Raw genomic sequence first — 25,300 nt, forward strand, 5'->3', positions numbered from 1 at the left:
CCCACCACCGCACCGAGCATCAACTCGACCTGTCGCAGCGTGTCAGCGAGTGCTTCCATACCCCCCATTCTGCCGGCGACCACCGACACCGAACCGCCAAAAACAACCAGATCAGCGGCCGAATCGCCAACCGGTGGATAACCTCGAAAGTACCCTCGTGACGGCGTCATGTGTGGGACCCGATGGCGGCGGGGTGGCACGAGAGCGGATGGATCACGATCTGATGACTAGCCACTCGAAAGGACGCTCTTTCAGTCGCCGTCGTCGCGCGTCGCGGGAACGAGACCGGCGATGACGCGGTCGATTCCCCACAGGAACTGGCCCGTGGCGTTGTATCCGGCCACCACCGCACCCGTCCTCGCCGTGAGCGGAAAAGCCGATACATCCCATGCCGTCAGTGACTCCGCGCGCTCTCGTTCGAGATCGACCTCACTCACCCCCGACGATGTCGTCGCGTCGGCTGCCTGGAGCGCACTGAATCCGAGGACGTAAACCTGGAAGGTGTACGCCGCACGCGCGGCATCCTCGATCGCGAGTCCGGCCCGAGTGAAGTGAGCAAGGAGAACTTCGTTGTAGGCCAGCGCGTGCGGACCATCGAGCGGGCCGCTCATCACCAGCGAGACAGCACCAGATGTCGCGTTCAGTCGTTCACGTGTGCGCAGTGCGAGCGAACGCAAACCTTCCTGCCACGTCGGCTCGTCCAGCGACCGGCGCGGTTCGAGGTCATCCAAGAGCTGCTCGACCATCGCCCGGAGGAGCTGTTGCTTGCCGCCGAAGTATGTGTAGAGGGCACCGGCGCTGATCTGCAGGCGGGCCGTCACCGCACGCACACTCAAGCCATCGAACCCCGATTGTTCGAGCACAGCGAAGGCCTGAGAGATGATCTGTCGCTCGTCGAGCCTTCGTCGTGGTCCGGGCACGGGAACCCCTCTTGTTCGCTATCTATGAACACTGTACATTGTGGTAATACCGAACACCGTTCATGGATAGGTTGCCTCATGGTTCATTTCGACCTTCCCTCGTCTCGCAAGCGCGGAAAAGCCCGCGCTCTCACCTGGATCGCCTCTTTCGTCGCCTTCCCTGTGGCGGGAGTTGCCGCCAGCGCCGCGGTGGGGCGGGTCGACTCGACCGGCGACGCTCTCTTGGGCGGGGCGATTGTGGGGCTCGTCGTCGGCGCGGCGCAAGCCTTTGCCTCGTGGCGCCGCCTGTCACTGGTGCGCTGGACGCTTGCAACGTCCTCCGGAATGGCTCTCGGCCTCGCCGCCGGCACCCTGACTGTCGGGTTCGCAACGACGCTGCCCGCCTTGGCGACGGTCGGAAGCCTCTCGGGCGCCGTCGTGGGTGCCGCGCAGGCGCTGGCGCTTCCGCGGCAACTGGGTTGGGCGCGACTCCTGTGGATTCCTGCCTCGGTGACGATCTGGACATCGGGCTGGACGGTGACGACGCTCGCCGGCGTCCGTGTCGACGAGCAGTTCGCCGTGTTCGGTGCCACGGGCGCCCTGGTGGCGACCCTGCTGAGCGGGGGCTTCCTGATGTTGATCGAACACGTGTCGACGAGGATGTCAGTCGCTCGTGCAACTGTCGGCCCCTCGACCGGCGGAGCGGCGTCCTGACCGTGGCCACCGGAATGCACGTGGTCTTCGGAACCGGTCCGGTCGGCACATCCACCGCCCAAGCCCTTCTCCGCCGCGGTCTGCGGGTGCGCATGGTGAATCGATCGGGCCGGTCGCCACTCGGAGACCTGGTCGAGATCGCGGCCGGTGACGCGCGCGACGCCCGTTTCGCGATCTCCGCCGCCGCAGGTGCAGACGCGGTCTATCAGACGCTCAACCCCGCGTACCACCAGTGGGAGAGGGAGTTTCCGCTTCTTCAAATAGGTGTGCTCGCCGGCGCGATGGCGGCGCGTGCCCGCTACGTCAACATGGACAACGTCTACGCCTATGGAGACCCGCGCGGTGAGGTTTTGACCGAGTCGAGTCCGGAACGTCCGCACACCCGGAAGGGTCGGGTGCGCAAGCGCATGGCGGATGACCTCTGGGCGGCGCATCGAGCGGGTCGAGTCGAAGTCACGAGCGGCCGCGCTTCCGACTACTTCGGCCCGGGAGCAGGAAACGCCTCGCCCATCGGAGACCCCGTCGTGTCCGCAGTGCGAAACGGTAGGCGCGCCGCCCTCTTCGACAGCCCCGACACCGTGCACTCCTATACCTTCATCCCCGACATCGGCGAAGGACTCGCAGTCCTGGGAGTCCACCATCAGTCGGTCGGGCGTGTCTGGCATCTGCCGAATGACCCCGCTCCCCGGACCACCCGCCAGATGGTGGATGCGCTCGCCGCTGTCGCCGGAACTCCGGCCCGAGTGACAGTCATCCCGACGGTGGCGCTCCGAGCCCTGGGCCTGATCAACCGCACTGTGCGCGAAGTGGTGGAAATGGCATACGAGTTCCACGGTGCTTTCGTCGTCGACAGTTCGTCGATCACCCGCGAACTCGGCCTTCAGGCGACGCCGATCGACGACGCGTGGCAGCGGACGCTCGACGACCTTGACGTCCCGCGCTGACCGATGGGCATACTGGACGCGTGACTCCCGAGGACGTGCACGCGTACTGCTCCGCAAAATGGGGTGCGTGGGAAGATCAGCCTTGGGACGGCGATGTGGTCTTCAAGATAGGTCCGGCTGAGCGAGGCAAGATCTTCGCCTTCCTCGGGGACGGGACGTCCGTCGGAGTCAAGTCCGGCACCACCCGTCAAGAGGCTGACGAGTGGCTGATCCGATATCCGAAGGACGCCGACGTCTCGGCGTACATCGGACGTTGGGGGTGGAATCGGCTGAGCACCCGCGGCGGTATCCCGGACGATGAGCTTCGTGAGGCGATCGACCGGTCCTACGAACTCGTCATGGCAGGACTGCCGAAGAAGTTTCGCGGACCGAGCGATGAGTAGCGTGCGTGCGGGGGATCCTCGGGCTACCCGACCTCACATCGTGATCCCCCGCCGCACCATCCACGACTCCGGATCGGTCAGCTGCGTGAAGCCGAACTTCTCGTACAGGGTGTGCGCATCTGCGGTGAACAGGGCCGTTCGCTTGAGCCCTAGCGGTTCCAGGTCGCCGATGACGCCCTGCATGATGCGCTTCCCGACACCTCTGCCGCGCGCCGTGGGGTCGACGAACACGTCTGCGATCCATGCGAACGTCGCGCCGTCGGTGATGGCCCGCGCGTAACCGAGCTGTTCACCGGTCTCCGCATCGAACACGCCGTAATTGCGGGAGCCGGCCATCGCCGCCTCGTGAGTGGTGCGAGTGCGACCCTTCGCCCAGTACGACTCCTCGGAGAGCCAGCGGAGCACGCGATCGACGTCCATCGCCATCGCGTCGGAGGAGAAGACCAGACCATTCGACATACGTCGATGAAAGCATTCGGTGCGCCTTCGCCGGGGTGGCCAACTGCTCGCACGTGGACTGGGCACCGCGGGCGGCGCGGGCGGACGGCCCGCACACCGATGCACGTGCACCTCCGCCGGAGCGCGATGGAACGGGTCCGATCGGGCCACGTGGTTACGCTCGGGACATGAGCTTCCTCCCGACGTCGCGCGACGGTCGCACGGCGCTCTCGATCGCCGTCGGGTCTTTCGTCGGCGCGATCGCGGTGTGGCTCGGCGTCTTCGCCTTCACGAGCTCCCTGATCGACTCCGGCGATCGCGACGTGAGCCGCAGCACCACCGGCCCTCCGACCGCGCGATAGGCCGACCGCCCGATCAGTCGTTCAGAGCCGCTCGATGATGGTCGCGTTCGCCATCCCGCCGCCCTCGCACATCGTCTGCAGCCCGTATCGACCGCCGGTCGCCTCGAGGTGCGCCAACAGCGCGCCGAGCAGACGTGTCCCCGACGAGCCGAGGGCGTGGCCGAGGGCGATCGCGCCACCCCAGGGGTTGAGCCTGGCGGGATCGGCGCCGAGCTCGATCGCCCACGCCAGGGGCACCGAGGCGAAGGCCTCGTTCACCTCGTAGGCGTCGAGGTCGTCGATTCCGAGCCCCGCGCGCTCAAGGACGCGCTTCGTCGCGGGGATCGGCCCGGTCAGCATGAACAGCGGGTCATCGCCCACGACGGCGAAGGAGCGGAAGCGTGCGCGGGGCCGGAGCCCCAGCTCGTCAGCCCTCGCCTCGGTCATGATGAGCGCGGCCGACGCGCCGTCCGTGAGGGGCGAAGAGCTTCCCGCCGTGATGTTCCACTCCAGCTCGGGGAAGCGGGCGGCGAGCGCATCGGTGCGGAAGGCGGGGCGGAGGTCGGCGAGGGTCCCGGTCGTCGTGCTCGCACGCACCGTCTCATCGGCGATCACGTCACCCACGGGCACGAGCTGGGAATCGAAGAGCCCGCGGGCCGCGGCATCCGCTGCTCGTCTGTGCGATTCCGCGGCATACGCGTCCAGCTGCGACCTCGACAGCCCCCACCGGTGGGCGATCAGCTCGGCCGACACGCCCTGGTTCACAAACCCTTCGGGGTAGCGGGCGCGCAGCTTCGGCGACATCGGCGACCCGGCCACGGAGGCCGACGTGCCGAGCGGCACACGGCTCATCGATTCCACTCCCCCGGCGATCACGACGTCGTACGCTCCGGCCATCACGCCCTGCGCGGCGAAGTGCACCGCCTGCTGGCTCGATCCGCACTGACGGTCGATACTCGTCGCCGGAACGGACTCGTCGAAGCCCGCCGCGAGCACAGCCTGTCGCGCGATGTTCGAGCTCTGCTCCCCGACCTGGCTGACGCAGCCCAGCAGCACGTCGTCGATCATGGCTGAATCGAGCCCGTTGCGTTCGAGGAGAGCGGAGAGGACGCCGGCCGCCAGATCGACGGGGTGCACGTCACTCAACGCGCCGCCGGGCTTCCCCCGCCCCGACGGGGTGCGCACCACATCGACGACGACGGCCGTGGCGGACATCAGTCGGCCGCCTCCGCGGGCCGGTCCGAGGTCTCGTTCGCCGCATCATCGGCGTAACCGTCGACGTGCCGCTCGTCGGGACCGTTGTAGGCCGAGAGCGGACGGATCAGCGCGTTGGACGCGGTCTGCTCCATGATGTGCGCGGTCCACCCGACCACGCGCGCGGCCACGAAGAGCGGCGTGAACGTGAGGGTGTCGAACCCCATCAGGTGGTACGCCGGGCCCGACGGATAGTCGAGGTTCGGATAGATGCCCTTCCGCCCGACGAAGTCCGACTCGAGCGTGTCATAGAGCTCGGCGAGGTCCCGCGCCTCGGGACGCTCGGGCGCGTAGTGCTCCACGAGGGTGTCGAGCGCCGCCTTCATCGTCGGCACACGCGAGTCCCCGCGCTTGTACACACGGTGGCCGAAGCCCATGATCTTGCGCTTCTCCGCCAGGGCGGTGTCGAGCCACGGCCCCACATTCGCCGCCGTTCCGATGTCGTCGAAGATATGCATGACGGCCTCGTTCGCCCCGCCGTGCAGGGCGCCCTTGAGCGCGCCGATCGCTCCGACGACCGCCGAGTAGAGGTCTGCGGTGGTCGACGTGATCACGCGGGCGGTGAACGTCGACGCATTGAAGGAGTGCTCGGCGTACAGGATCATCGACACCGTGAACGCGTCGCGGACGACATCGTCGGGTTCTTCTCCGAACGTCATCCAGAGGAAGTTGGCCGAATAGTCCAGATCGTCCCTCGGATCGACGAGGGCCTGCCCCCGACGCCGACGCTGGTCGTAGGCGACGATCGCGGGGATCTTGGCCAGCAGCAGCTCGCTCTTGCCGAGATCGGATGCCGCGGAGTTGTCGCCCGCCGCAGGATCAGAGGCGCCGATCACCGAGACGGCGCTGCGCACGACGTCCATCGGATGGGAGTCCATCGGCAGGAGGTCGATCACCTGCTTGACGTTCTCGTCGAGGGTGCGGTGGGCGCGCTCGAAGCGCTCGAGCTCGGCCAACTGCGCGGCATCCGGCAGTTCGCCGTGCCAGAGGAGGTAGGCGACCGCCTCGAACGACTGCGTCGCGGCGAGCTCCTGCACGGGGTAGCCGCGGTAGAGCAGCGAGTTGGTATCGGGGTTCACCTTCGAGACGGCCGTGTAGTCCACGGTCACTCCGGCGAGGCCCTTCTTGATGTCGGGTTCGGTCATCGTGCTGCCTATCTCTGGATGTCGAAAGTGAAGATGCTGCTGTCGAAGTGGTTGTAGCCCTCGTAGTCGATCAGGTCGTAGAGGTCGGCGCGATGCTGCATCTCGCCGAGCGTCGAGGTGAGGTGCCCCTCGTCGTCAAGAGTGTCGAGCGCGCGACCGGCGGCCCCCATCGCGATGCGCAGCAGCGACACCGGCCAGATGACGATGTTCACGCCCGCACTCCGCAGCTGGTCGGTCGTGAACAGCTCGCTCTTGCCGAACTCGGTCATGTTGGCCAGGATCGGCACGTCCAGCGCCGCACGCATCGCCTCGAACTCGCCGAGGGTGCGCATCGCCTCGGGGAAGATCGCGTCGGCACCCGCATCGACCAGCGCCTTCGCCCGGTCGATGGCTGCGTCCAGGCCCTCGACCGCGGCGATGTCGGTGCGCGCCATGATCAGGAAGTTCGGATCACGTCGGGCATCCACCGCGGCGCGGATCCGCCTGATCGCCGTGCCCTCGTCCACGACGGCCTTCCCGTCGAGGTGGCCGCAGCGCTTCGGATTGATCTGATCCTCGATGTGGGTACCCGCGAGACCCGCGTCCTCCAGGGTCTGGATGGTGCGGGCGACGTTCATCGGCTCGCCGAACCCGGTGTCGGCGTCGATGATGGCCGGCAGATCGGTCATGCGCGCGATCTGCTGGCCGCGACCGGCGACCTCCGTCAGAGTGGTCAGGCCGATGTCGGGCAGCCCCAGGTCGGCGCTGAGCACTGCGCCCGAGATGTAGACGCCGTCGAACCCCTTCTGCGCGATGAGCCGGGCGCTCAGCGGGTTGAACGCTCCTGGAAACCGCAGCAGCTCACCGCTCGCGAGACGCTCGCGGAGCATCCGCCTCTTCTCGGCCGCCGGCGTGGAGGAGTACAACATCAGAACAGGCCCTTCGGGGCCGGCGCCATCGCCAGCACGCCCGCCTTCGCCACGATCGAAAGCTGCAGCACCTCGTCGGCCGTCAGGTCGGGAAGACGCTGCACGAGCTCGAGGAACCGCTCGATCTCTCCCTGCTCCAGCACGGGCTCGGCGAGCAGGCGGAACTTGCGGATGTAGTCCTCCCGCGCGAACGGTCGAGCGCCGAGCGGGTGGGCGTCGGCAACCGCGATCTCGTCGACGAGCTCGCCGCCGTCGGCGAAGCGGACGACGACCCTGCCGCCGAACGCCTTCTCGACGGGATCCTCCGAGTGGTAGCGGCGCGTCCACTCGGCGTCCTCGGCGGTCGTGACCTTCTGCCACAGGGCCACGGTGTCGTCGCGTCCCGCGCGCTCGGGAGCGTAGGAGTCGACGTGGTGCCAGGCTCCGTCCTGGAGGGCGACCGTGAAGATGTACGGGATGGAGTGGTCAAGCGTTTCCCGCGACGCGGCCGGGTCGTACTTCTGCGGGTCGCCCGCACCGGATCCGATCACGTAGTGCGTGTGATGACTCGTGTGCAGCTCGATGGAGGCGACGTTGTCGGGCGTGAACGCGCCGGGGTGCTCGTCGTGGAGCTTCCGTGCGAGGTCGATCCAGGCCTGTGCCTGATACTCGGCGGAGTGCTCCTTCGTATAGGTGTCGAGGATGCCCCGCTTGGACTCGCCCGGAGCGGGAAGCGGCACATCGTACGCGGCGTCGGCGCCGTCGAGCAGCCACGCGATGACTCCGTCCTCGCCCTCGTAGATCGGCGACGGGCTCGTCTCGCCGCGCATTGCTCGATCGACGGCTTCGACCGCCATCTTGCCGGCGAAGGCCGGAGCGTGCGCCTTCCACGTCGAGATCTCGCCCTTGCGCGACTGCCGCGTCGCGGTCGTCGTGTGCAGCGCCTGCCCGACGGCTTGATAGATCGTCTCGGCCGGCAGCCCGAGCAGCGTGCCGATGCCGGCAGCGGCCGAGGGCCCGAGGTGCGCGACGTGGTCGATCTTGTGCCTGTGCAGCGAGATGGCGCGGACCAGGTCGACCTGCACTTCATAGCCCGTCGCGATGCCGCGGATGAGCGCCTCCCCGTCGGCGCCGGTGTGCTGCGCCACGGCGAGGATCGGCGGGATGTTGTCGCCGGGGTGCGAATACTCCGCGGCGAGGAATGTGTCGTGGTAGTCGAGCTCGCGCACGGCCACACCGTTCGCCCACGCCGCCCACTCGGGGCTCGAGCGGCGGGTTAGGGCGCATCCGAAGATCGTTCCGCCCTTGCCGCTGATCGACACGGCATGGTCGAGCGCCTGCTGCCGGGCGGCGCTGACCGGTGCGCGGGTCAGTGACGCCGCGGCCACGGCGGCGTTGTCGATGAGCCGGTTCACGATCATGTCGATGACGTCGTCGTCGACGCCTACGGGGTCGGCCGCGACCTCGGCGATCTTCCAGGCCAGTTGGTCTTCGCGCGCGAGCGGTTCTTCGCTCCGGTACACGCGCACGTGATGAAGGACGGTCATGCTGCTCCTCGGTGGGTGGTCGCTGCCGCATCGAGGGACTCGAGGATGCTGATCAGCGCGTTGTGCAGGTGGATGTGGGTGGCGTGTGCGGCGAGCTCGCCGTCGCGGGCGGCGATCGCGGCGGCGATCAGGCGGTGTTCGGCGACGGATGCCGCGAGCCGGTCGGGATTGTCGCGCGCGAGCCGGCGCACACGCACGAGGTGCGTGCGGATCGTGCGCAGCGCCGACGTCAGGTAGTCGTTGCCGACGGCGGCGTCGAGCTGGGCATCGAAACGGGCGATCAGTGCGTAGTAGTCGTCCCTGCCCGCGTCGCCGTCGAGGCGCGCCTCGCCGAACGCCGCAGCCAGCTCGGCGAACGTGCGGATCGCTACGGCATCGGCCATCTCGGCCGCTCTCCGCGTCGCCATCTCTTCGAGCGCGCGCCGCACGTCGAAGAGTTCGCGGATGTCGTCGGCATCCACGCCGGTGACGACGGTGACCCGCGCGGACTGCTGCGCGACCAGTCCGTCGGCGGCCAGTCGCCCCAGCGCTTCGCGCAACGGGGTGCGGCTCACGCCCAGGCGGGTGGCCTGCTCGACCTCGCCGAGGACGGTGCCGGGCGCCAGCGTTCCGTTCTGGATCTCATCGAGCAGGGTGCGGTACGCACGATCACTGGCTCGCATGGTCCCGATTGTATACATCAGCCCGCTACAGACGCAATGATCGCCATCTTCTCCCGCCTTCGGTATACACAAAGGCGGATCCGGTTCGATCGGAGCCACGGCACCCCTCGGCGTTCTAGCCTTCTACCGTGGGAGATCCGGCGTACGCCTCCGATGAGCGCGGCGAGCTCGCGGCGCTCCGCGAGCGCGCCTACGGTCCGGCCTCCGACATCGTGCGGGATCCCCAAGCCCTCGCCCGGCTCGATGAACTCGAAGACCGCGCGCGCCTTGCCCGTGAGCAGGCGATCACCGGGGCCTCTGCCGCGGCCGCCGTCAGGGGCACCGGGGTCGGAGCGGAAAGCTCCATCGGGGGGTTGCGCCGCTGGCACACGGCGTCGGTCGCGCTCACCGCCGGTGCCGCGCTGGTCCTCGGGTTCGCGGCGTTCGAGCGGGGCGCCGCGTCGAGCGATATCCCGGTCGTGGAGGACCAGGACTGGGCGATGGCCGTCCCGATGTCGCCGTCGGCAGGCTACGCGGAGTACCTCGACCATCTGCGGGGCGAACTCCTCGCCGAGCCCGGCATGTCGGCGATCGCGGTGCGCCTCATCCGCGACGAACTCCGCCCGTACGGCAGCCTCTACGGGCGCAGCGTCTGGAGGGGATCGACCACCGATCGCCAGTACTGCATGATCATCGACGACACGCCCCGGCCCGCGATCGGCTGCATCTGGAGCAACCCGGCGCGCACCGAGTCCGTGTCGATCACGCTGCCGGCGGGATTCACGACGTCGGCGTTCGATGTGGCCGCCGTGCCCGGAACGCCGATCGTCTACACCCTGATGCCGGGCGGACACGTGACGGTCGCCCCCGTGACCGACGCCTCCGCGCCCTGACGCCGCTCGTACGGAGCCGACCGCGCGCAGCCGATGCGTCGGCGCCCGGTCAGGGCTGCGCGGCCTCCGCGAGATGCTTCTCCAGCGCGTCCAGTGCGGGGCGCTGGCCCTTCACGAGCCTCGACCGCGCGGCATCCATCGACGTCCATTCGGCCCGGTCCACCTCCGGGTAGCGGGCACGGCGGCCGGATCGCGGCGGCCACTCCAGCTCGAATTCGCCGAATGCGAAGCCGGATGCCTCGAACCCCGCGCCGTCCGCGATGAAGACGACGACCTTCTTGCCCGACGAGTACACGAAGGTGCCGAGTTCGGCGTACGGGCCGTCGGGCGGCTGTACTCCGAGTTCCTCCACGAACTCACGGTGGGCGGCTTCGAGCGCCGTCTCGCCCTCGGGGTCGAACTCGCCCTTCGGGATCGACCAGGCGGCGTCGTCCTTGGACGCCCAGAACGGACCGCCCATGTGCGCGATCAGCACCTCGGTGCGGGACGCGGTGTCGTTCGCGGCGTCGTCCGCTACGGGGAGGCGATACAGCAGCAGGCCGGCGCTCCAGATGGGCATCCGCCCATGATCCCACCCCGGCACGCAGAAGGCGCCGGAGTCGACGAACGACTCCGGCGCCATGCCCTGCGGTACGCGATCAGGTCAAGCGGGCCTTGGGCGAGGACGTGTAGGTCTGCTCGCCGTCGGTCACCGCGACGCCCGACAGCGTCTCGTCGATCGCCGACATCGTCTCGGCGTCGAGCGTGACCCCCGAGGCCTTGACGGTGTCTTCGAGCTGCTCGGGACGGGATGCCCCGACCAGGGCCGCCGCGATGTTGGGGTTCTGCAGCACCCACGCGATGGCGAGCTGCGGCATCGAGAGACCCGCCGCCTCGGCGATCGGTTTGAGCTTCTGCACCGCGGTCAGCACATCGTCCTCGAGCAGGCGCTTGATGAACTGGGCCCCGCTCTTCTCATCGGTCGCGCGCGAGCCGTCCGGGACCGGCTGCCCCGGGAGGTACTTTCCGCTCAGCACGCCCTGCGCCATCGGCGACCAGACGACCTGCGAAATGCCGAGCTCTTCCGAGGTGGGGACGATCTTGTCCTCGATGACCCGCCAGAGTGCCGAGTACTGCGGCTGGTTCGAGATGAGCTGGATGCCGAGCTCCTTCGCGAGGGCGTGCCCGTCGCGCAGCTGCTCGGCCGTCCACTCCGAGACGCCGATGTAGAGGACCTTGCCCTGCCGCACGGTGTCGGCGAACGCCTGGAACGTCTCCTCGAGCGGCGTCTCGTAGTCGAACCGGTGCGCCTGATAGAGGTCGATGTAGTCGGTGCCGAGGCGGGTGAGCGACCCGTTGACCGAGTCCATGATGTGCTTGCGGCTCAGTCCGGTGTCGTTCGGGCCGCCGGGACCGGTCGGGAAGTAGACCTTGGTGAAGATCTCCAGCGACTCACGGCGCTGACCCTGGAGAGCCTTGCCGAGCACCGTCTCTGCGGCGGTGTTGGCGTAGACGTCGGCGGTGTCGAAGGTCGTGATACCGAGGTCGAGTGCCTTGTGGACCGTGGCGACCGCCGCGTCGTCGCCGACCTGCGAGCCGTGGGTGATCCAGTTTCCGAGCGTGATCTCCGAGACTTTGAAACCACTGTTGCCGAGATATCGATAATTGACCATTGGTCAACGCTAACAACTCGTTCGTGCCGGCGGGCAGTCTCAGGCGACGGGAGTGGCCGCCGCGACGCGCTCGTCGTCCTCGGTCGCGACCAGCTGTCCGCACGCGCCGTCGATCTCCTTGCCGCGGGTGTCGCGCAGCGTGGTGGGGATGCCCGCGTCGTTGAGCCTGCGCACGAACTCGTTCTGCACACTCACGTCGGACGCCGTCCAGATCGAGCCGGGGGTCGGGTTCAGCGGGATCGGATTGACGTGCACCCATCCGCGGCCGCGCTCGTTGAGCTTGACCGCCAGCAGGTCTGCGCGCCACGCGTGGTCGTTCATGTCCTTGATGAGGGCGTACTCGATGGAGACGCGACGCCCGGTGGCGTCGAAGTAGGCACGCGCGGCATCCAGGGCCTCGTCGACCTTCCATTTCGAGTTGACGGGGATCAGCTCGTCGCGCAGGTGATCGTCGGGCGCATGCAGCGACAGCGCGAACGTGACCGGCACGTCCTCGGCGGCGAGCTTGCGGATCGCGGGCACGAGTCCCACCGTCGAGACGGTGATGCCGCGCGCGCTCATGCCGAGCCCGTGCTTCTTGTCGACCATCACGCGGACGGCGTGCATCACGCGCGCGTAGTTGGCGAGGGGCTCGCCCATCCCCATGAAGACGATGTTGCTGACCCGCTCGGCGGAGTGGTCGTCCTTCTTCTTGCCGCCGAGACCGCCATCGGCGATGAGGCGATTCGCGCGCACGATCTGCTCGATGATCTCGGCCGCCGACATGTTGCGCGTGAGGCCTGCCTGTCCGGTCGCGCAGAACGGGCAGTTCATGCCGCATCCCGCCTGGGAGGAGACGCACAGCGTGATCCGGCCGGGGTATCGCATCAGCACCGACTCGACCAGCGCGCCATCGTGCAGCTTCCAGAGGAACTTGATCGTGTCGCCCTTGTCCGTCTCGAGTCGTCGCACCTCGGTCAGCAGCGGCGGCAGCATCCCGTGCACGAGTTCTTCGCGGCCATCGGCCGGCAGGTCGGTCATGCGCTCGGGGTCGCTGGTGAAATGCGTGAAGTAGTGCTTCTCGAGCTGCGTCGCGCGGAAGCCCGGGAAGCCGAGCTCCTTCAGTTTCGCCACGCGCTCGTCGGCGGTCAGGTCGGCCAGATGAACGGGCGGCTTGCCCCGCTTCGGGCTCGCGAACTGCAGGAGCGGGCGGCCGGTCTCGTCGGTCTTCTGCTTCCAGCCCTCGGTGGCCGGGCGCACCTGGCGGGGCTTCGTGGCGCGCACGGGAGAGGGCTCGGTCATGCTCTCAGGGTACCGGCCGCACCTGCGCGTCGGCCGGGCGCGCCCGCGAACTACGCTGAGCGGGTGGTGCCCCTCGACAACCTCCTCGCATTCGCACTCGCGGCACTCGTGCTGATCCTCGTGCCCGGCCCCGCGGTCCTGTTCTCGGTGGGGCGGACGCTGGCGCTCGGCCGCATCGGCGGTCTGCTCAGCGTTCTCGGGGTGACGCTCGCGCTCATCCCGATCGTGGCCCTGGTTGCCCTCGGCGTCGGCGCCGTCGTCGCCCGCTCCGACGTCCTGTTCACCGTGCTCAAGGTCGCCGGTGCGCTGTACCTGATGTTCCTCGGCGTGCAGGCGATCCGCCACCGCAAGGACGCCGCCGCCGCGGTGGACGCGGCATCGCTCCCCCGCTCGCACGGACGCCAGTTGTGGCAGGGGTTCGTCGTGGGCATCACGAACCCGAAGACGATCGCGTTCTTCGTCGCCGTGCTGCCGCAGTTCGTCGATGTGGGCGCCGGAGCCGTGCCGCTGCAGATGATGGAGCTCGGCCTGGTCTTCTCGGTGATCGCCGTCGTCTCCGACAGCGCATGGGTGCTCGCGGCCGCCGCCGCCCGCCAGTGGTTCGCACGTTCCCCGCGCCGCATCGAGACGCTGTCGGCCACCGGCGGCGGGCTGATGATCGGGCTCGGCGGCATCCTGCTCCTGACCGGGAGCAGACACTGACAGCCGCCCGGTCCGATCCTGCATCCCCTCCCCACGAATGGTGCGAGTCTGGTTCCATGAGTTCTCGCCGCATCGCCTTCCTCGACGTCGACGGCACCCTGATCGACCACGACCAACACCTCGCCCCCTCGGCCGTCGCGGCGGTCCGCGGGGCGAGGGCCGCCGGGCATCTGGTCTACATCTGCACGGGCAGGTCGCGCGCCGAGATCTCCCCGGAGGTGCTCGACATCGGCTTCGACGGCGTCATCTCGGCCGGCGGGGGCTTCATCGAGCGCGACGGCGAGCTGCTCGCCGCCCACACCATGCCCGAAGACGCCGTCCGGGAACTCATCGCGTTCTTCGCCCAGAACGACGTCGAGTACACGCTGCAGGGCTATGAGGGGGTCTACCCGAGCGAGGGCGTGCTGTCACGCCTGGCTCCGATGTTCACGGCGCGGGGCTGGGACATCGCGGATGCCTCGAGCGACATGATCCGGCTCGCGGACAAGTTCGCCTATCGCGGTGCCGTCCCCCTCGAGGGCATCGCGAAGGCCACGTTCTTCGGCGATTCCGATCGGACGTTCGCGACGGTCCGTGACGGGCTCGGCGACCGGTTCCACGTGGTCACCGGGACGATTCCGTACCTCGGACACGCGGGGGGCGAAGTGAGCCTGAGGGGTATGAACAAGGGCGCGGCCCTCGTCGAGCTCGTGGGCGTGGTCGGGCTCACCGCCGCGGACGCGATCGCGATCGGCGACGGGTCGAACGACCTCGAGATGCTGCAGGTCGCGGGCGTCGGGATCGCCATGGGCAACGCCGACGATGTCGTCAAGGCGCACGCCGACGAGACCACCACGAGCGTCCATGACGACGGAGTGTGGACCGCGTTCGTCCGCCACGGCCTGGTCCAGAGCGCGTAGCGTTCTGATCACAGGTCGCATCACGCCCTGATTCAGCGATGAGAGGGCTGCTGTGCCCGCGGACGACGGCATCGAAGACGAGCTCGCGCTCCTCCGGCGCCGTGCCTACGCGCCCGACGCCGACATCACCGTGGACGATGCGGCGCTGGCGCGGCTCGCACAGCTGGAGGAGGCGGTGCGCGTCGACCGCCGCGCGCGGATCGCCGCCGAGACCGCCGCAGAGACCGCCGCAGAGGTGGTCGCTGCGGGCGCCATCCCACCGCGCGCGGCCGAGGTCCCACCCGCGGAGCCCGACGCGGCCGAGCCGGGGCCCGACGCGATCGCGCCCGAGACGATGCGCGCAGCACCGCGACGTCGCGCGTGGCACACCGCCGCGGTGATCACCGTGGCGGTGGTGGCGTGCGCGCTGGCGGCGACGGTCGGGGTCGCACGCGATCGCCCGGTGGCCGCCCCGACCCCCTCGCTCGTGGCGGTCGGGCCTCTCGACAGCGATCCGTCTGCACGCACCCTGCTCGAGCTGCCGGTCGACGGCGCGCCCGTCGCCTACTTCGATCAGGGCGGACGCGGAGACCCTCCGGGCTTCCCCATCCCCGAGGGGCTCGCGTGGACCATGTGGTTCGGCGAGTACTACGGACGGGAGCTGTGGCTCGCCCGCGCCCAGGGCGGCGCCCCGTGCGTCGCAGCAGTCCACGAGGACGATGTGGTCTCGCGGTGCGCGGTGGTGGAGCCGTTCGGGCCCGACGGCGTGAATGTCATCGTCGCGTATGCGGACATCGCCCCCGACGACCGACCCGAGGGGATGCAGCCGGGGCAGAGCATCGCCTACTGGTGGCCCTCCGGTGGCCCCTTGCGCATCGAGATGGGCACGCCCGGGCCGGATCCGGGCTAGCGATCAGTCGAGGAAGATGTCGGGATAGAGCGCCTCGTCGGGAGTGCCGGGCACGGCCGCGTACCCCGAGAAGTCGGTGACACCGGCATCTGCCAGAACGTCCTCGACGACCAGCGTCTGCCCGGTGTAGGAGCGTGCGGGCTTGAGCATGACCTCGTACGCCGCGTCGGCGTAGACGGCCGGCGTGCGGCTCGCCTTCATGAGCCGGTCGCCGCCGAGCACGTTCTGCACGGCGGCGGTCGCGATGGTGGTCCGCGGCCACAACGTGTTCGCCGCGATGCCGTCGTCGGCGAATTCCGCCGCGAGACCGAGCGTCGCCATCGTCATCCCGTACTTCGCCAACGTGTAGCCCGTGTGGGCGCCGAGCCATTTCGGACTCAGGTTGAGCGGGGGCGACAGCGACAGGATGTGCGGGTTGACGCTGTCGCGCAGCATCGGAACCGCGGCGCGACTGAGCATGAAGGTGCCGCGCACATTGACGCCCTGCATGAGGTCGTACTTCTTGGCCGACAGCTCGAGCGAGCCCGACAGATCGATGACCGAAGCGTTGTTGACGACGACGTCGATGCCGCCGAATTCGCCCTGGGTCTTCAGGACGGCCTCGGTGATGTCGTCGTCGTTGCGGACATCGCCGACGATCGCGAGCGCCTGACCGCCGGCATCCCGAATCTGCTGCGCCGCGGTGTGGATCGTGCCTTCCAGGCGCGGGTGGGGGGTGTCGGTCTTCGCCAGCAGGGCGATGTTCGCGCCGTCGGCCGCGGCGCGCAGGGCGATGGCGAGCCCGATGCCGCGGCTGCCTCCCGACATGAGGATGGTCTTTCCGGCGAGGGTCGAGGCGGTCATGCGGTCTCCTGAGGGGCGGGCTTTCGAACGGATGCCGCGGCGAAGGCCGCGATGCGGGCATGCGCCTCGTCGGTGTCGAGGGCGGCGCCGATCGCGTGCGCCTCGGCATCGAGCTGGTCGGCGAACGGGGTGAGCGCCGCCGAGCGCACGAGGTGCTTGGCCTGACCGTACGCGGCGGTGGCGTTCTCGAGCCAGAAGCGCGCGATCCTCTCGGCACGGGTGGTGACATCGTCGGGGGCGACGACCTCGGCCACGAGGCCCCATTCGCGGGCTTCGGCGGCGGTCAGCAGACGGTCCTGCAGCACGAGCTGCAGCGCACGACGCTCCCCGACCGCGCGGGCCAGCTGCGCCGACACCGACAGGTCGGGGGTGAGTCCGATGTTCGCGTACAGGCTGCCGATGCGGGAGTTCTCGCCGACCACGGCGTAGTCGCTGCACATCAGGATGCCGAGCCCGCCGCCGGCGGTCGTGCCCTGCGCGGCGGCCACCACGGGCTTGGACGACTCGGTGAGGGCTCGGATGCCGCGGTTGATGACTTTCGCGAGGTCGGTGATCTCGCTGCCGTCGTGCATCTCGGTCGCCATCGCGATGACGTCGCCGCCGGCGCAGAAGTGGGGCCCGGCGGCCCCGATCAGGATCGCGCCCACGTCGTCGCGTGACACGGCGTCGGTCGTGGCATCCGCCCACGCGTGCGCCAGCTCGGCGTTGAACGCGTTGAGACGGGCGGGACGGTTGAGGATGAGCCGTGCCAGGCCGTCCTCGACGGTGTAACGGAGGGCTTCCGCGTGCGCGGCGGGGGGAATCTCGGTCATGCCGATCCTTACTTCGGGGCCATGCGGATGGCACCGTCCAGGCGAATGGTCTCGCCGTTGAGGTAGCCGTTCTCGACGATACTCATCGCCAGCTGTGCGTACTCGTCAGGGCGACCGAGACGAGCGGGGTAGGGCACCTGCTGACCGAGCGAGTCCTGCGCGGCCTGTGGGAGCCCCGCGAGCATCGGCGTCTCCATGATCCCGGGCGCGATCGTGCAGACGCGGATGCCGTAGCGGGCGAGCTCGCGCGCGATCGGGAGCGTCATCGCGTGCACGCCCCCCTTGCTGGCCGCGTACGCCGGCTGACCGATCTGTCCATCGAAGGCCGCGACGCTGGCGGTGTTCACGATCACTCCGCGGTCGCCCGAGTCGGCATCGGGTTCGGTGCGGGCCATGACGGCGGATGCCTGGCCGATGACGTTGAACGTGCCGACGAGGTTGATCGCGATGATGCGTGCGAAGTCGTCGAGCGACGACGGATTGCCCTCGCGGTCGAGCACCTTCGCGGGGGGCGCGATGCCGGCGCAGTTGATCACCACGCGCAGGGGGCCCGCCGTGGATGCGGCGTCGACGGCGACCGCGACCTCTTCGACGCTCGTGACGTCCGCCGGCGCGAAGATGCCCCCGAGTTCGGCGGCGACGTCGGCGCCGGCCGAGCCCGGCAGGTCGACGATCGTGACGACGGCGCCGGCCGCCGCGAGGCGACGCGCGGTCGCGAGACCCAGGCCGCTGGCACCGCCGGTGACGAGAGCGGCGGACCCGTCGAGCGAGCCCGCTCGTCGGGAGGCTCGGGGTGACGCGCCGGCGGCCGGAGGGGGGAGCATGCGTTCTCCTTCGAACGGGGCTGAGGAATTCCGTCTCAGCCTAACCGGAACTCAGTTTCATCCGAAGTCCGCCGCCGCCTCCCCGGCGCCGAGCTCCTCCGGGTGGGTCAGGCGCCACCACTCGGTCGGCGGGTCGATTCCGCCCTCGAGCTCGATGGTCGCCGTGGCCGTGTGGGGTCCGGCCGTCCAGGTGATCAGTCCGACGACCTCGCCGTCCCGGTACTCCACGGGCGTCGTCGTCTGCATCGACACGGTGATGGGCGTATCGGACCACGTGAAGATCGATGCATCCTCCCCCACGACGATGCGCGCCGTGGAACCCCACGGCGTCGAGTACGAGCCCACGTCCTGGCCCGCCGTGGCGAGCGGCACGTCGTGGAAGCCCGCCCGGATGCTGTCGATCAGGGCCACCACGTCCCGGTCGACGGACGCGCGCGACGATCCGCCGAGCACGACGCCCGTGAGGCTGAGCGAGCCGGCGGGTCCGGCGTCGATCGACGCCGTGTACAGCAGGCTGTAGCTCCCCTCGCCCAGATTGCCCGTCTTGAGCCCCGTGACGCCGTTCGTGCCGAGGAGGTCGTTCGTGCTGGACATCGTCCCGGGACCGGGGAGAGTGAGCGACGGCGTCGCGGCGATCTCGGCGATCACCGGGTCGGCGGCGGCCAGCGTGCCGAGGGCGATGAGGTCGGTCGGAGTGCTGGTGTTGCGCGGGCTGTTCCCCGTCGGCTCGACGATCGTCGTGCCGGTCAGCCCGTTCTTCTCCAGCCACGCGGCCGTCGCGTCGAGGTACGCACCCTGAGAGCCGAACGCCCACGTCGACACGGCCTCCGCGTAGTTGCTCGCCGAGGGGATCAGGATGGTGGCCAGGGCGTCGTGCAGCGACATCGTGCTGCCTGTCGGCATCGCCGCGATCGTCGCTCCCCGCAGGTAGTACTCGTCGTACAGGTCGTGGTCGGCTTTCGAGAACGTGATCTCCGGTCCCGGATCGCCCACCCCGAGCGGGTACGCGTCGAGGATGACCATCGCCGTGATCAGCTTGCTGATACTCGCGATCGGACGCGCCTCCTCCGTGCCGCTCGCGAACCGGATTCCCGCATCGCCGAGATACTCCTGCCCGCCGGACACGTGGAGCGCCGACGCACCTTCGGCCGGGAGTGCGATGACGGCCGGCGCGGTGACGGGGACCGCGGGCGTCTGCGACACGACCGTGGGCGCCGCGGTCGGCACCGTCAGGGCCCACGCGACATAGCCGCCCCCGGCGGCGAGGAGCAGCGCCAGCACGAGGACCACGACGATCCAGCCACGGCGTCGACGTGCCCTCCGCGCGGCCCGCTTCGCCTCGTGGTCCGGGTCGAAGAGCTCGCCCTCGGCGCTCATCAGCTCGGTGAGGCCGGCGAGCCCCTCCGTCACTCGTAGCCGATCAGCCAGGTGACGCCGAAGCGATCGACGACCTGGCCGTCGTGTGCCCCCCACGGGCGGGCCTGCAGCGGATCCTTCACCGACCCGCCGTCGGCGAGCGCATCGAACCAGACCGCGAGCGTGTCGGGGTCTGCCGCTCCGAGGAGCGAGAAGAGCACGCCCTGCAGCACGAGCGGGTCGTCGTCCGGACCCGCGTCGGCGCCGAACAGGTCGACGGGCCCGCTGAGGATGCCGTGGGCGATCGCCTCGGGCGGGCCGTCCGTGCGACCGAAGTCGGCGAGCGTGTGCAGTGTCAGGTCACCGCCGAAGATCCCGTGGTACGCCGTCAGCGCCTCCCGCGCGGAGCCGGAGAAGTGCAGGTAGGGGACGAGTCCGCTCATGCCTCGGACGATAGCGCACGCATCCGACGGGCGACACGGGCGCGGCATCCGTCCCCAGATTCCGCGCCCTGCGCGCCGATCTGCGGAGTTCGCGTGCCGGACGCCACCCACCCGCCTCACATCCCGAGCACGAACGTCCAGGTCCCCGCGAGCACGGCGGCGATGACGGATGCCGCGGCGATCGCCACCGAGATCGCCACGACGACTCCGTCCCGGGCGTGCAGGCGAGAGGGTCGCGCCCAGGTGCGCGGCACGTCGGCGCCGAACCCGCGTGCCTCCATGGCGGTGGCGAGTTTGGTGCCGCGCCGGATGGCGAGCACGAACAGAGCGAACGCCTGCCCGGCGAACCGGCGCAGCCGCCCGGTGTCGGCGATCCCTCGTGCGCGGCGGGCGAGCGACAGTTCGCGCCAGTCCTCCACGAGCAGACCGACCAGCCGCAACCCGGCGAGCGCGCCCAGTACGAAGCGCGGCGGCAGCCGCAGCATCTGCCCGAGCCCGTCGGCGAGGTCGGTCGGGTCGGTCGTGGAGAACAGCACGATCCCGGGCACCGCGATCGCGAGGACCCTCAGGAAGATCGCGAGCGCGAGGTCGATCGACCCGTCGCTGACGCGCAGCAGCCCCCACTCCAGGTACACCTCGCCGGCGGGTCGGCCGTAGAGCACGGTCGCACCCGCGGCGATCGCCGCGCCGACGACGATCGGCCAGCTCCGGAGCCACAGTGGCCGCACGGCCACTCCCGTGAACGGCAGCAGCGCGAGGGTGAGGACGAGCGTCACGGCCGCGGACACCGGGTCGATCGAGAGGAGCAGGGTGAGGGTGAGCACGGCCGCGGCCACGAGCTTGGCGATCGGGTTGACGGCCCCGAGCCGGCTGTCCCTCAGCTCGTCCGACAGCAGGCTCACGCGCCACCCTCCCCGGCCGGTCCGAGGACGAGCTCGTCGTCGGCGAGCGCCTCCACGAGCGCGCGGTCGTGCGTCACGATCGCGACGGCCGTCCCGTCGGCGCGGACGTCGTCGATGAGGTCGGCGAGCTCGCGCCACGTGCGCGCGTCCTGGCCGTACGTCGGCTCGTCGAGCACGAGCACGAGCGGCCTCGTGGCCAGCGCCGTCGCGACCGTCAGCCGGCGCTTCTCACCTCCCGACAGGGTGAACGGATTGACGTCCGCGAGGTGCGACAGCCTCAGCCGCTCGAGCAGCGGGTCCACGCGTGCGCGGGTCGCGGCATCCGACAGCCCCAGGGCCCGCGGCCCCACCGCGAGCTCGTCGCGCACCCGCCGGGTGAGCAGCTGATGCTCGGGTTCCTGGAACACCGTGCCGATGCGGGTGAGCAGATCACGGGCCCGCCAACGCTCGGGGTCGGGTCCACGGTCGCCGCGCAGCGCGGGCGCCGCGACCAGCCCGCCCGCGACGCGCGGGAGCAGACCGGCGACCGTCATCGCCAGTGTGGATTTGCCCGCCCCGTTGGGTCCGGTGATCGCGAGCGTGCGACCGCCGGCGAGGGAGAGATCGATTCCGGATGCCGCGACCCCGGACGTCTTCGAACCGAACGGTCGTCGACCCACCGCGAGTCCCGTCGCGGTGAGCAGCGTGGGCGCGTCGTCGGTACGGGGCCGGCGGCGGTGCCCGGGCGGGACGCCCGGCACCCACACGCCGGCGTCCGTCAGCACCGTGGCGAAGGATGCGAAGACCGCGGCAGGAGGGCCGTCCGCGAGCAGCCCCTCGGGGCCGAGGACGACGACCCGGTCGACGTGGGCGGCCCAGAGGTCCACACGATGCTCGACCACGACCAGGGTCGCCCCCGAAGCGGCCGACACCGCGAGCACGGCGTCGCGCACGTCCTCGGCGCCGGCGGGGTCGAGGTTGGCGGTCGGCTCGTCCAGCAGCAGCAGACCCGGGCGCATCGCGACGATGCCCGCGAGTGCGAGCCGCTGCTTCTGCCCGCCCGACAGACGTGACGTGGGGTGGTCCCGCCCGACGTGCAGGCCGACGGCCTGCAGTGCCGCGTCGACGCGGGCCCAGATCTCGTCGCGGGGGACGCCGAGGTTCTCGCACGCGAAGGCGACGTCGTCGCCGACGCGCGCGAGGACCACCTGGGCATCCGGATCCTGCAGCACGAGCCCCGCTCTGCCGCGGGCACTCGCCGCCGGGACGCCGCCGATCGTCAGGTCGCCGGTGCTGTCGCCGTCCTCCTCGTCGCCGAGCACTCCGGCGAGGCCCTGCAGAATGGTGCTCTTCCCCGACCCGCTCGCGCCCAGGAGCAGCACGCGCTCCCCCGGATCGATCCGCAGATCGAGCCCCGAGACCGCCCACCGGCGCCGACCGCCGTGGCGCCACCCCCATCCGCGGGCGACGACGGGCAACCCGCCCGTCACGCCGCGTCGGGGGCAGCCACCTCGCGCGCCCGCACCTCGCGGCCGACCGCGAATCGGTCCAGCGCCCCGGTCGCAGCGAGCGCGCGGACGATCACCCACGACAGCACACCGGCGATCAGGATGCCCGAGACCACCGCCGAGACGAAGTACACCGCGCGTGCCTCGGCCGACAGTGCGGCGACCGACGAGAAGGACGTGTCCATGATGGCGACGGACACACCGGCGAGGAAGCCGGAGGTGAGGGCCCCGAGCAGCCGCCAGTTCGTGTAGAGCAGCAGCGCGAAGCCCAGCTCTGCACCGAGACCCTCGACCACCGCCCACACGAAGGTGAGGAACGCCCACTGCGTGCCGAGGGCCATCGAGACCACTCCCGCCACGATCTCGGTGTACAGCGCCGCGCCCGGCTTGCGGATCACGAGACCGCCGAGCACGCCGGCGAACAGCCACCCGCCCGCGAGCAGACCCGACAGCCCGGGCGTGAACGCGAGCGCCGTGTCGAGCCCCGGCCACGCGAGACCCCACAGCCAGAAGATCACCCCCGCGGCGACACCGATGACGCTGGCCACGACGATGTCGACGACGCGCCAGCGCCAGACGATACGGGACGTGTGAACACCCATGTGAACTCCTCCCTGCGCCGGCATGATCCGGATCAGGTTCGACGGTCGAAGCGTGGATCGCTTCCTCTCAGCCCGGCTCACCGGACTCCCGTGGTTGTGGCGTTGAGTATACCGCGGCGATCGACAAGGTATTTTGGGCTCGTGACCATCGAAGACGCTCCCGCGCCGGCACTCGAGGTCGCCCCCCTCCGTCGCGATCGACGTCGGGAGGACGCGGGGACCGGCCCGGTGGCGCTCGGCTGGGTCGATGACGCATCCGTCGCCCCGACCACCAGCCCCGGCATGCCCGCCGTCCAGCCCGACCTCCTCGCGAACGCGCCTCGCCGGAAGCCCTTCCGTCCCGGCACCGTCATCCCGACCGCGATCATCCTCGCGCTACTCGCGCTGTACGCCGCGACGACCCTGCTCTGGCCGCTGCACGCGGTGGCGCCGACGGTCGCCGCGATCGAAGTGCAGCCCGTCGCCGCGCCCGCTGCGGCGCTGCCCTGGCCGGCCGAGGGCAGCGCCGCCGTTGAGATCTCGGGCATCGGAACGCTCGCCTCGGCGGAGGACGCCGTGCCGATGGCGAGCATCACCAAGGTCGTCACCGCCCTTCTCGTACTCGAGGAGATGCCGCTCGCGCAGGGGGAACAGGGACCGGATTTCGCCTTCACCTCCGCCGACCGCGCCGCCTACTGGAGCTACCTCTCCAACAACGAATCGGCATTGAACGTGCCGGTCGGCGGGACGCTGAGCGAATACCAGATGCTGCAGGGGATGCTGATGGGCTCGGCGGGGAACTACGCCGACCGGCTCGCCGGCAACCTGTGGCCGAGCGACGTCGTGTTCGCCAAGGCGGCGAACACCTGGCTCAGCGCGCACGGCGTGCCGGGCATCACGGTCGTGGAGCCGACCGGCATCGAGTACGACAACCTCGCTTCACCGTCCGCCCTGCTGAAGCTGGGCGAGAAGGCCCTGGCCAATCCCGTCATCGCCGAGATCGTCGCGACCCGTTCCGTCGACCTTCCCGGCGCCGGCATCGTCGAGAACACCAACGGGCTGCTGGCCGACCCCGGGGTGCTGGGCATCAAGACCGGATCCCTCGACGGATTCAACGTCCTGTCCGCGAAGCAGATCACGATCGGAGCCACCCCGGTGCGCCTGTACGTGTCGATGCTGGATCAGCCCGATGACGAGACGCGGGTCGCGGCATCCCGGGCTCTCTACACCGCCCTCGAGCAGGAGCTGCAGCTGCGCCCTTCGGTGACCGCCGGCACGGTCGTGGGGACGGTCACCACGCGATGGGGCGAGAAGGCCGACATCGTCGTGTCGAGCGACGCCGACGTCGTCCTCTGGAACGGCGGCGTCGCCACGGTGCAGACGACGTACGCGCTGGGCGATCACCGCGACGACGGCGACACGGTGGGGTCGCTGGAAGTGGCCGGCCCCGTGGACACCGCTCAGGTCGACATCCAGCTCGCGGGCGACATCGAGCCCCCGTCGGCGTGGTGGCGTCTCACGCACCCGCTCGACCTCTTCGGCCTCAACGGCTGAACAGGGTCAGACGAACCGGACCGTCTGCTGGAGACGGGTGCGCACGTCGAACACCTCGTTGCCGCCGATCGAACGCGCGCCGGTGATGCCGCGCCGCAGGACGGTCGACAGCGCGCCGCGACCGGCGACGACGACCGGGATGCCGCGCACCTTGCCGACCTCCTCGATGGCCATCACGACGTCATCGTCGGGGAGCACGACGATCGCGCCGCTGAAGCGCACCCCCGCCGCTCGGGCGATGACGCGCATCCGCGCGATGAGCTCGGCGATGGGGGTATCGGCGACACCGTCGCCGATGAGCTCGCCGCGTCGCAGTCGCACGGGCGATCCGAAGTCCTCCGAGAGCACGCCGTAGAGACCGCTCGGTCCGAGCACCACATGGTCGAGCTTGTCGTCCGACGTGCCGCGCCGGCCGCTGGCGTCGACATCGTGCCAGACCGTGTAGCCCATCCCGAGGTCGGCGACGATGCGCGCCGTCTCTTCCTCGGCGAGGGCATCGGCCAGGAGTCGTCGCACCGCGTGGGGCGCGGAGCGCACCAGGGCGGGGTCGTACGGGTCGTCGATCTCCACGCCGCGCCCCACCCATTCGCGGATGAGCCCGAGGTAGCGCTCACGCCGCCACCCCCCGGGCTGCCCATGCGTGCGGGCGCGCGGGCGCGTGTCGGCGGGCGCAGGCTGGGCATGCCATCCGGACCACTGGGGCTCCGCCACCTGCGTCCCGAATCCGTGGCCGCGGTCGTAGGCCGCGCGGGCATCGGTCGAGCCCACGAGGTCCCACGCGCGCTGCACCTGCACGAACAGCGCCGCGTCCCCGCCCGTGTCGGGGTGCGACTGACGCAGCCGCAGGCGGTAGGCCTTGCGGAGCGCGTCGTCGTCGACGTCGGGCGCGACACCGAGGATCTCGTACGCCGAAGCGGACAGTGGGCTGTCGAACACGCGCCCTCCCCTCGAATCGGCGGGTTACAGGGTATCTCCCGTTCCGGTGTGCG

General features: G+C 70.0%; 28 protein-coding genes and 1 riboswitch. Of the genes, 9 read left to right on the forward strand and 19 right to left on the reverse strand.

Annotated features, from left to right (window positions below):
- Positions 1–251: 251 nt before the first annotated feature.
- Complete coding sequence (locus tag ACFXOO_RS11320; protein WP_394563603.1) at positions 252–920, reverse strand: TetR/AcrR family transcriptional regulator; 669 nt, start codon at positions 918–920, stop codon at positions 252–254.
- Between the two features lie 78 nt (positions 921–998).
- On the opposite strand from ACFXOO_RS11320, the gene ACFXOO_RS11325 reads away from it, so the two are divergent.
- Genes ACFXOO_RS11325 through ACFXOO_RS11335 form a run of 3 tightly spaced genes read left to right on the forward strand, consistent with a single transcriptional unit; the run spans position 999 to position 2,940 of the window.
- Complete coding sequence (locus ACFXOO_RS11325; RefSeq protein ID WP_394563605.1) at positions 999–1,613, forward strand: hypothetical protein; 615 nt, start codon at positions 999–1,001, stop codon at positions 1,611–1,613.
- A gap of 14 nt (positions 1,614–1,627) precedes the next feature.
- On the forward strand, positions 1,628–2,557 hold the full coding sequence (locus ACFXOO_RS11330) for an NAD-dependent epimerase/dehydratase family protein (protein WP_394563809.1): 930 nt from the start codon (positions 1,628–1,630) through the stop codon (positions 2,555–2,557).
- 20 nt (positions 2,558–2,577) lie between these two features.
- Entirely contained in the window at positions 2,578–2,940 is a 363-nt protein-coding gene (locus tag ACFXOO_RS11335; protein WP_378843354.1) for an MmcQ/YjbR family DNA-binding protein, read from the forward strand.
- Positions 2,941–2,973: 33 nt separating this feature from the next.
- On the opposite strand, the gene ACFXOO_RS11340 is transcribed toward ACFXOO_RS11335, so the two are convergent.
- The gene (locus ACFXOO_RS11340; RefSeq protein ID WP_394563608.1) at positions 2,974–3,399 is read right to left on the reverse strand and encodes a GNAT family N-acetyltransferase; all 426 of its coding nucleotides are present in this window, start codon (positions 3,397–3,399) and stop codon (positions 2,974–2,976) included.
- A gap of 167 nt (positions 3,400–3,566) precedes the next feature.
- Between ACFXOO_RS11340 and ACFXOO_RS11345 the strand changes: the two genes are divergently transcribed.
- Positions 3,567–3,740, forward strand: coding sequence for a hypothetical protein (locus ACFXOO_RS11345; RefSeq protein WP_394563609.1), 174 nt, complete (start codon positions 3,567–3,569; stop codon positions 3,738–3,740).
- A 21-nt stretch (positions 3,741–3,761) separates the two neighbouring features.
- Here the strand turns inward: ACFXOO_RS11345 and ACFXOO_RS11350 are convergent, their stop codons facing one another.
- Genes ACFXOO_RS11350 through ACFXOO_RS11370 form a run of 5 tightly spaced genes read right to left on the reverse strand, consistent with a single transcriptional unit; the run spans position 3,762 to position 9,214 of the window.
- Complete coding sequence (locus tag ACFXOO_RS11350) at positions 3,762–4,934, reverse strand: thiolase family protein (RefSeq protein WP_394563611.1); 1,173 nt, start codon at positions 4,932–4,934, stop codon at positions 3,762–3,764.
- The gene (locus ACFXOO_RS11355; protein WP_378853182.1) at positions 4,934–6,118 is read right to left on the reverse strand and encodes a bifunctional 2-methylcitrate synthase/citrate synthase; all 1,185 of its coding nucleotides are present in this window, start codon (positions 6,116–6,118) and stop codon (positions 4,934–4,936) included. The genes ACFXOO_RS11350 and ACFXOO_RS11355 overlap by 1 nt, the downstream gene beginning before the upstream one ends.
- Before the next feature lie 8 nt (positions 6,119–6,126).
- Positions 6,127–7,026 (reverse strand): methylisocitrate lyase, encoded by a 900-nt coding sequence (gene prpB, locus ACFXOO_RS11360; RefSeq protein ID WP_394563613.1) that lies wholly within the window; start codon positions 7,024–7,026, stop codon positions 6,127–6,129.
- The gene (locus ACFXOO_RS11365) at positions 7,026–8,552 is read right to left on the reverse strand and encodes an MmgE/PrpD family protein (RefSeq protein ID WP_378853178.1); all 1,527 of its coding nucleotides are present in this window, start codon (positions 8,550–8,552) and stop codon (positions 7,026–7,028) included. Before ACFXOO_RS11365 ends, prpB begins: the two co-directional genes overlap by 1 nt.
- A complete protein-coding gene (locus tag ACFXOO_RS11370; RefSeq protein WP_394563616.1) occupies positions 8,549–9,214 on the reverse strand; it encodes a GntR family transcriptional regulator in 666 nt (221 codons plus the stop codon). Before ACFXOO_RS11370 ends, ACFXOO_RS11365 begins: the two co-directional genes overlap by 4 nt.
- A 128-nt stretch (positions 9,215–9,342) precedes the next feature.
- On the opposite strand from ACFXOO_RS11370, the gene ACFXOO_RS11375 reads away from it, so the two are divergent.
- Positions 9,343–10,086 (forward strand): hypothetical protein, encoded by a 744-nt coding sequence (locus ACFXOO_RS11375; protein WP_394563617.1) that lies wholly within the window; start codon positions 9,343–9,345, stop codon positions 10,084–10,086.
- A 49-nt stretch (positions 10,087–10,135) separates the two neighbouring features.
- On the opposite strand, the gene ACFXOO_RS11380 is transcribed toward ACFXOO_RS11375, so the two are convergent.
- From ACFXOO_RS11380 to rlmN, 3 genes are all read right to left on the reverse strand, one after another.
- The gene (locus ACFXOO_RS11380) at positions 10,136–10,645 is read right to left on the reverse strand and encodes an NUDIX domain-containing protein (protein WP_394563619.1); all 510 of its coding nucleotides are present in this window, start codon (positions 10,643–10,645) and stop codon (positions 10,136–10,138) included.
- Between the two features lie 79 nt (positions 10,646–10,724).
- The gene (locus tag ACFXOO_RS11385; RefSeq protein ID WP_378843334.1) at positions 10,725–11,738 is read right to left on the reverse strand and encodes an aldo/keto reductase family protein; all 1,014 of its coding nucleotides are present in this window, start codon (positions 11,736–11,738) and stop codon (positions 10,725–10,727) included.
- Positions 11,739–11,777: 39 nt separating this feature from the next.
- Entirely contained in the window at positions 11,778–13,019 is a 1,242-nt protein-coding gene (rlmN, locus tag ACFXOO_RS11390) for a 23S rRNA (adenine(2503)-C(2))-methyltransferase RlmN (RefSeq protein WP_378843332.1), read from the reverse strand.
- A 63-nt stretch (positions 13,020–13,082) separates the two neighbouring features.
- Here rlmN and ACFXOO_RS11395 point away from each other — a divergent pair, with 63 nt between their 5' ends.
- The 3 genes from ACFXOO_RS11395 to ACFXOO_RS11405 are packed head-to-tail and all read left to right on the forward strand — an operon-like array spanning position 13,083 to position 15,509.
- Positions 13,083–13,721: a LysE family translocator gene (locus ACFXOO_RS11395; protein WP_378843330.1), complete on the forward strand. Its 639-nt coding sequence runs from the start codon at positions 13,083–13,085 to the stop codon at positions 13,719–13,721.
- A gap of 56 nt (positions 13,722–13,777) precedes the next feature.
- Positions 13,778–14,620 (forward strand): Cof-type HAD-IIB family hydrolase, encoded by an 843-nt coding sequence (locus tag ACFXOO_RS11400; RefSeq protein ID WP_394563621.1) that lies wholly within the window; start codon positions 13,778–13,780, stop codon positions 14,618–14,620.
- A gap of 52 nt (positions 14,621–14,672) precedes the next feature.
- Positions 14,673–15,509, forward strand: a complete 837-nt coding sequence (locus tag ACFXOO_RS11405) for a hypothetical protein (protein ID WP_394563623.1) — start codon at positions 14,673–14,675, stop codon at positions 15,507–15,509.
- Positions 15,510–15,512: 3 nt separating this feature from the next.
- Here ACFXOO_RS11405 and ACFXOO_RS11410 read toward each other — a convergent pair whose 3' ends face one another.
- From ACFXOO_RS11410 to ACFXOO_RS11445, 8 genes are all read right to left on the reverse strand, one after another.
- Positions 15,513–16,352 carry an SDR family oxidoreductase gene (locus tag ACFXOO_RS11410; RefSeq protein WP_394563624.1) on the reverse strand — a complete coding sequence of 280 codons (840 nt, stop codon included), beginning with the start codon at positions 16,350–16,352 and terminating at the stop codon, positions 15,513–15,515.
- Positions 16,349–17,164, reverse strand: a complete 816-nt coding sequence (locus ACFXOO_RS11415; protein ID WP_394563625.1) for an enoyl-CoA hydratase/isomerase family protein — start codon at positions 17,162–17,164, stop codon at positions 16,349–16,351. The genes ACFXOO_RS11410 and ACFXOO_RS11415 overlap by 4 nt, the downstream gene beginning before the upstream one ends.
- Positions 17,165–17,172: 8 nt before the next feature.
- Positions 17,173–17,988: an SDR family NAD(P)-dependent oxidoreductase gene (locus ACFXOO_RS11420; protein ID WP_378843320.1), complete on the reverse strand. Its 816-nt coding sequence runs from the start codon at positions 17,986–17,988 to the stop codon at positions 17,173–17,175.
- A 57-nt stretch (positions 17,989–18,045) separates the two neighbouring features.
- Positions 18,046–19,398, reverse strand: coding sequence for a D-alanyl-D-alanine carboxypeptidase family protein (locus ACFXOO_RS11425; protein ID WP_394563626.1), 1,353 nt, complete (start codon positions 19,396–19,398; stop codon positions 18,046–18,048).
- Complete coding sequence (locus ACFXOO_RS11430; RefSeq protein ID WP_394563628.1) at positions 19,395–19,787, reverse strand: VOC family protein; 393 nt, start codon at positions 19,785–19,787, stop codon at positions 19,395–19,397. The genes ACFXOO_RS11425 and ACFXOO_RS11430 overlap by 4 nt, the downstream gene beginning before the upstream one ends.
- A gap of 116 nt (positions 19,788–19,903) precedes the next feature.
- Entirely contained in the window at positions 19,904–20,689 is a 786-nt protein-coding gene (locus ACFXOO_RS11435; RefSeq protein ID WP_394563629.1) for an energy-coupling factor transporter transmembrane component T family protein, read from the reverse strand.
- Positions 20,686–22,146, reverse strand: a complete 1,461-nt coding sequence (locus ACFXOO_RS11440) for an ABC transporter ATP-binding protein (RefSeq protein ID WP_394563631.1) — start codon at positions 22,144–22,146, stop codon at positions 20,686–20,688. Before ACFXOO_RS11440 ends, ACFXOO_RS11435 begins: the two co-directional genes overlap by 4 nt.
- Positions 22,147–22,154: 8 nt before the next feature.
- A complete protein-coding gene (locus tag ACFXOO_RS11445) occupies positions 22,155–22,778 on the reverse strand; it encodes an ECF transporter S component (protein WP_394563632.1) in 624 nt (207 codons plus the stop codon).
- Positions 22,771–22,880, reverse strand: a riboswitch (TPP riboswitch). It overlaps the preceding gene by 8 nt.
- Before the next feature lie 39 nt (positions 22,881–22,919).
- Here ACFXOO_RS11445 and ACFXOO_RS11450 point away from each other — a divergent pair.
- Complete coding sequence (locus ACFXOO_RS11450; protein WP_394563633.1) at positions 22,920–24,311, forward strand: D-alanyl-D-alanine carboxypeptidase family protein; 1,392 nt, start codon at positions 22,920–22,922, stop codon at positions 24,309–24,311.
- 6 nt (positions 24,312–24,317) lie between these two features.
- Here the strand turns inward: ACFXOO_RS11450 and ACFXOO_RS11455 are convergent, their stop codons facing one another.
- Complete coding sequence (locus tag ACFXOO_RS11455; protein ID WP_394563635.1) at positions 24,318–25,247, reverse strand: DnaJ domain-containing protein; 930 nt, start codon at positions 25,245–25,247, stop codon at positions 24,318–24,320.
- Positions 25,248–25,300: the final 53 nt, after the last annotated feature.

Source organism: Microbacterium sp. P03 (assembly GCF_043556235.1).
Lineage (GTDB): Bacteria > Actinomycetota > Actinomycetes > Actinomycetales > Microbacteriaceae > Microbacterium.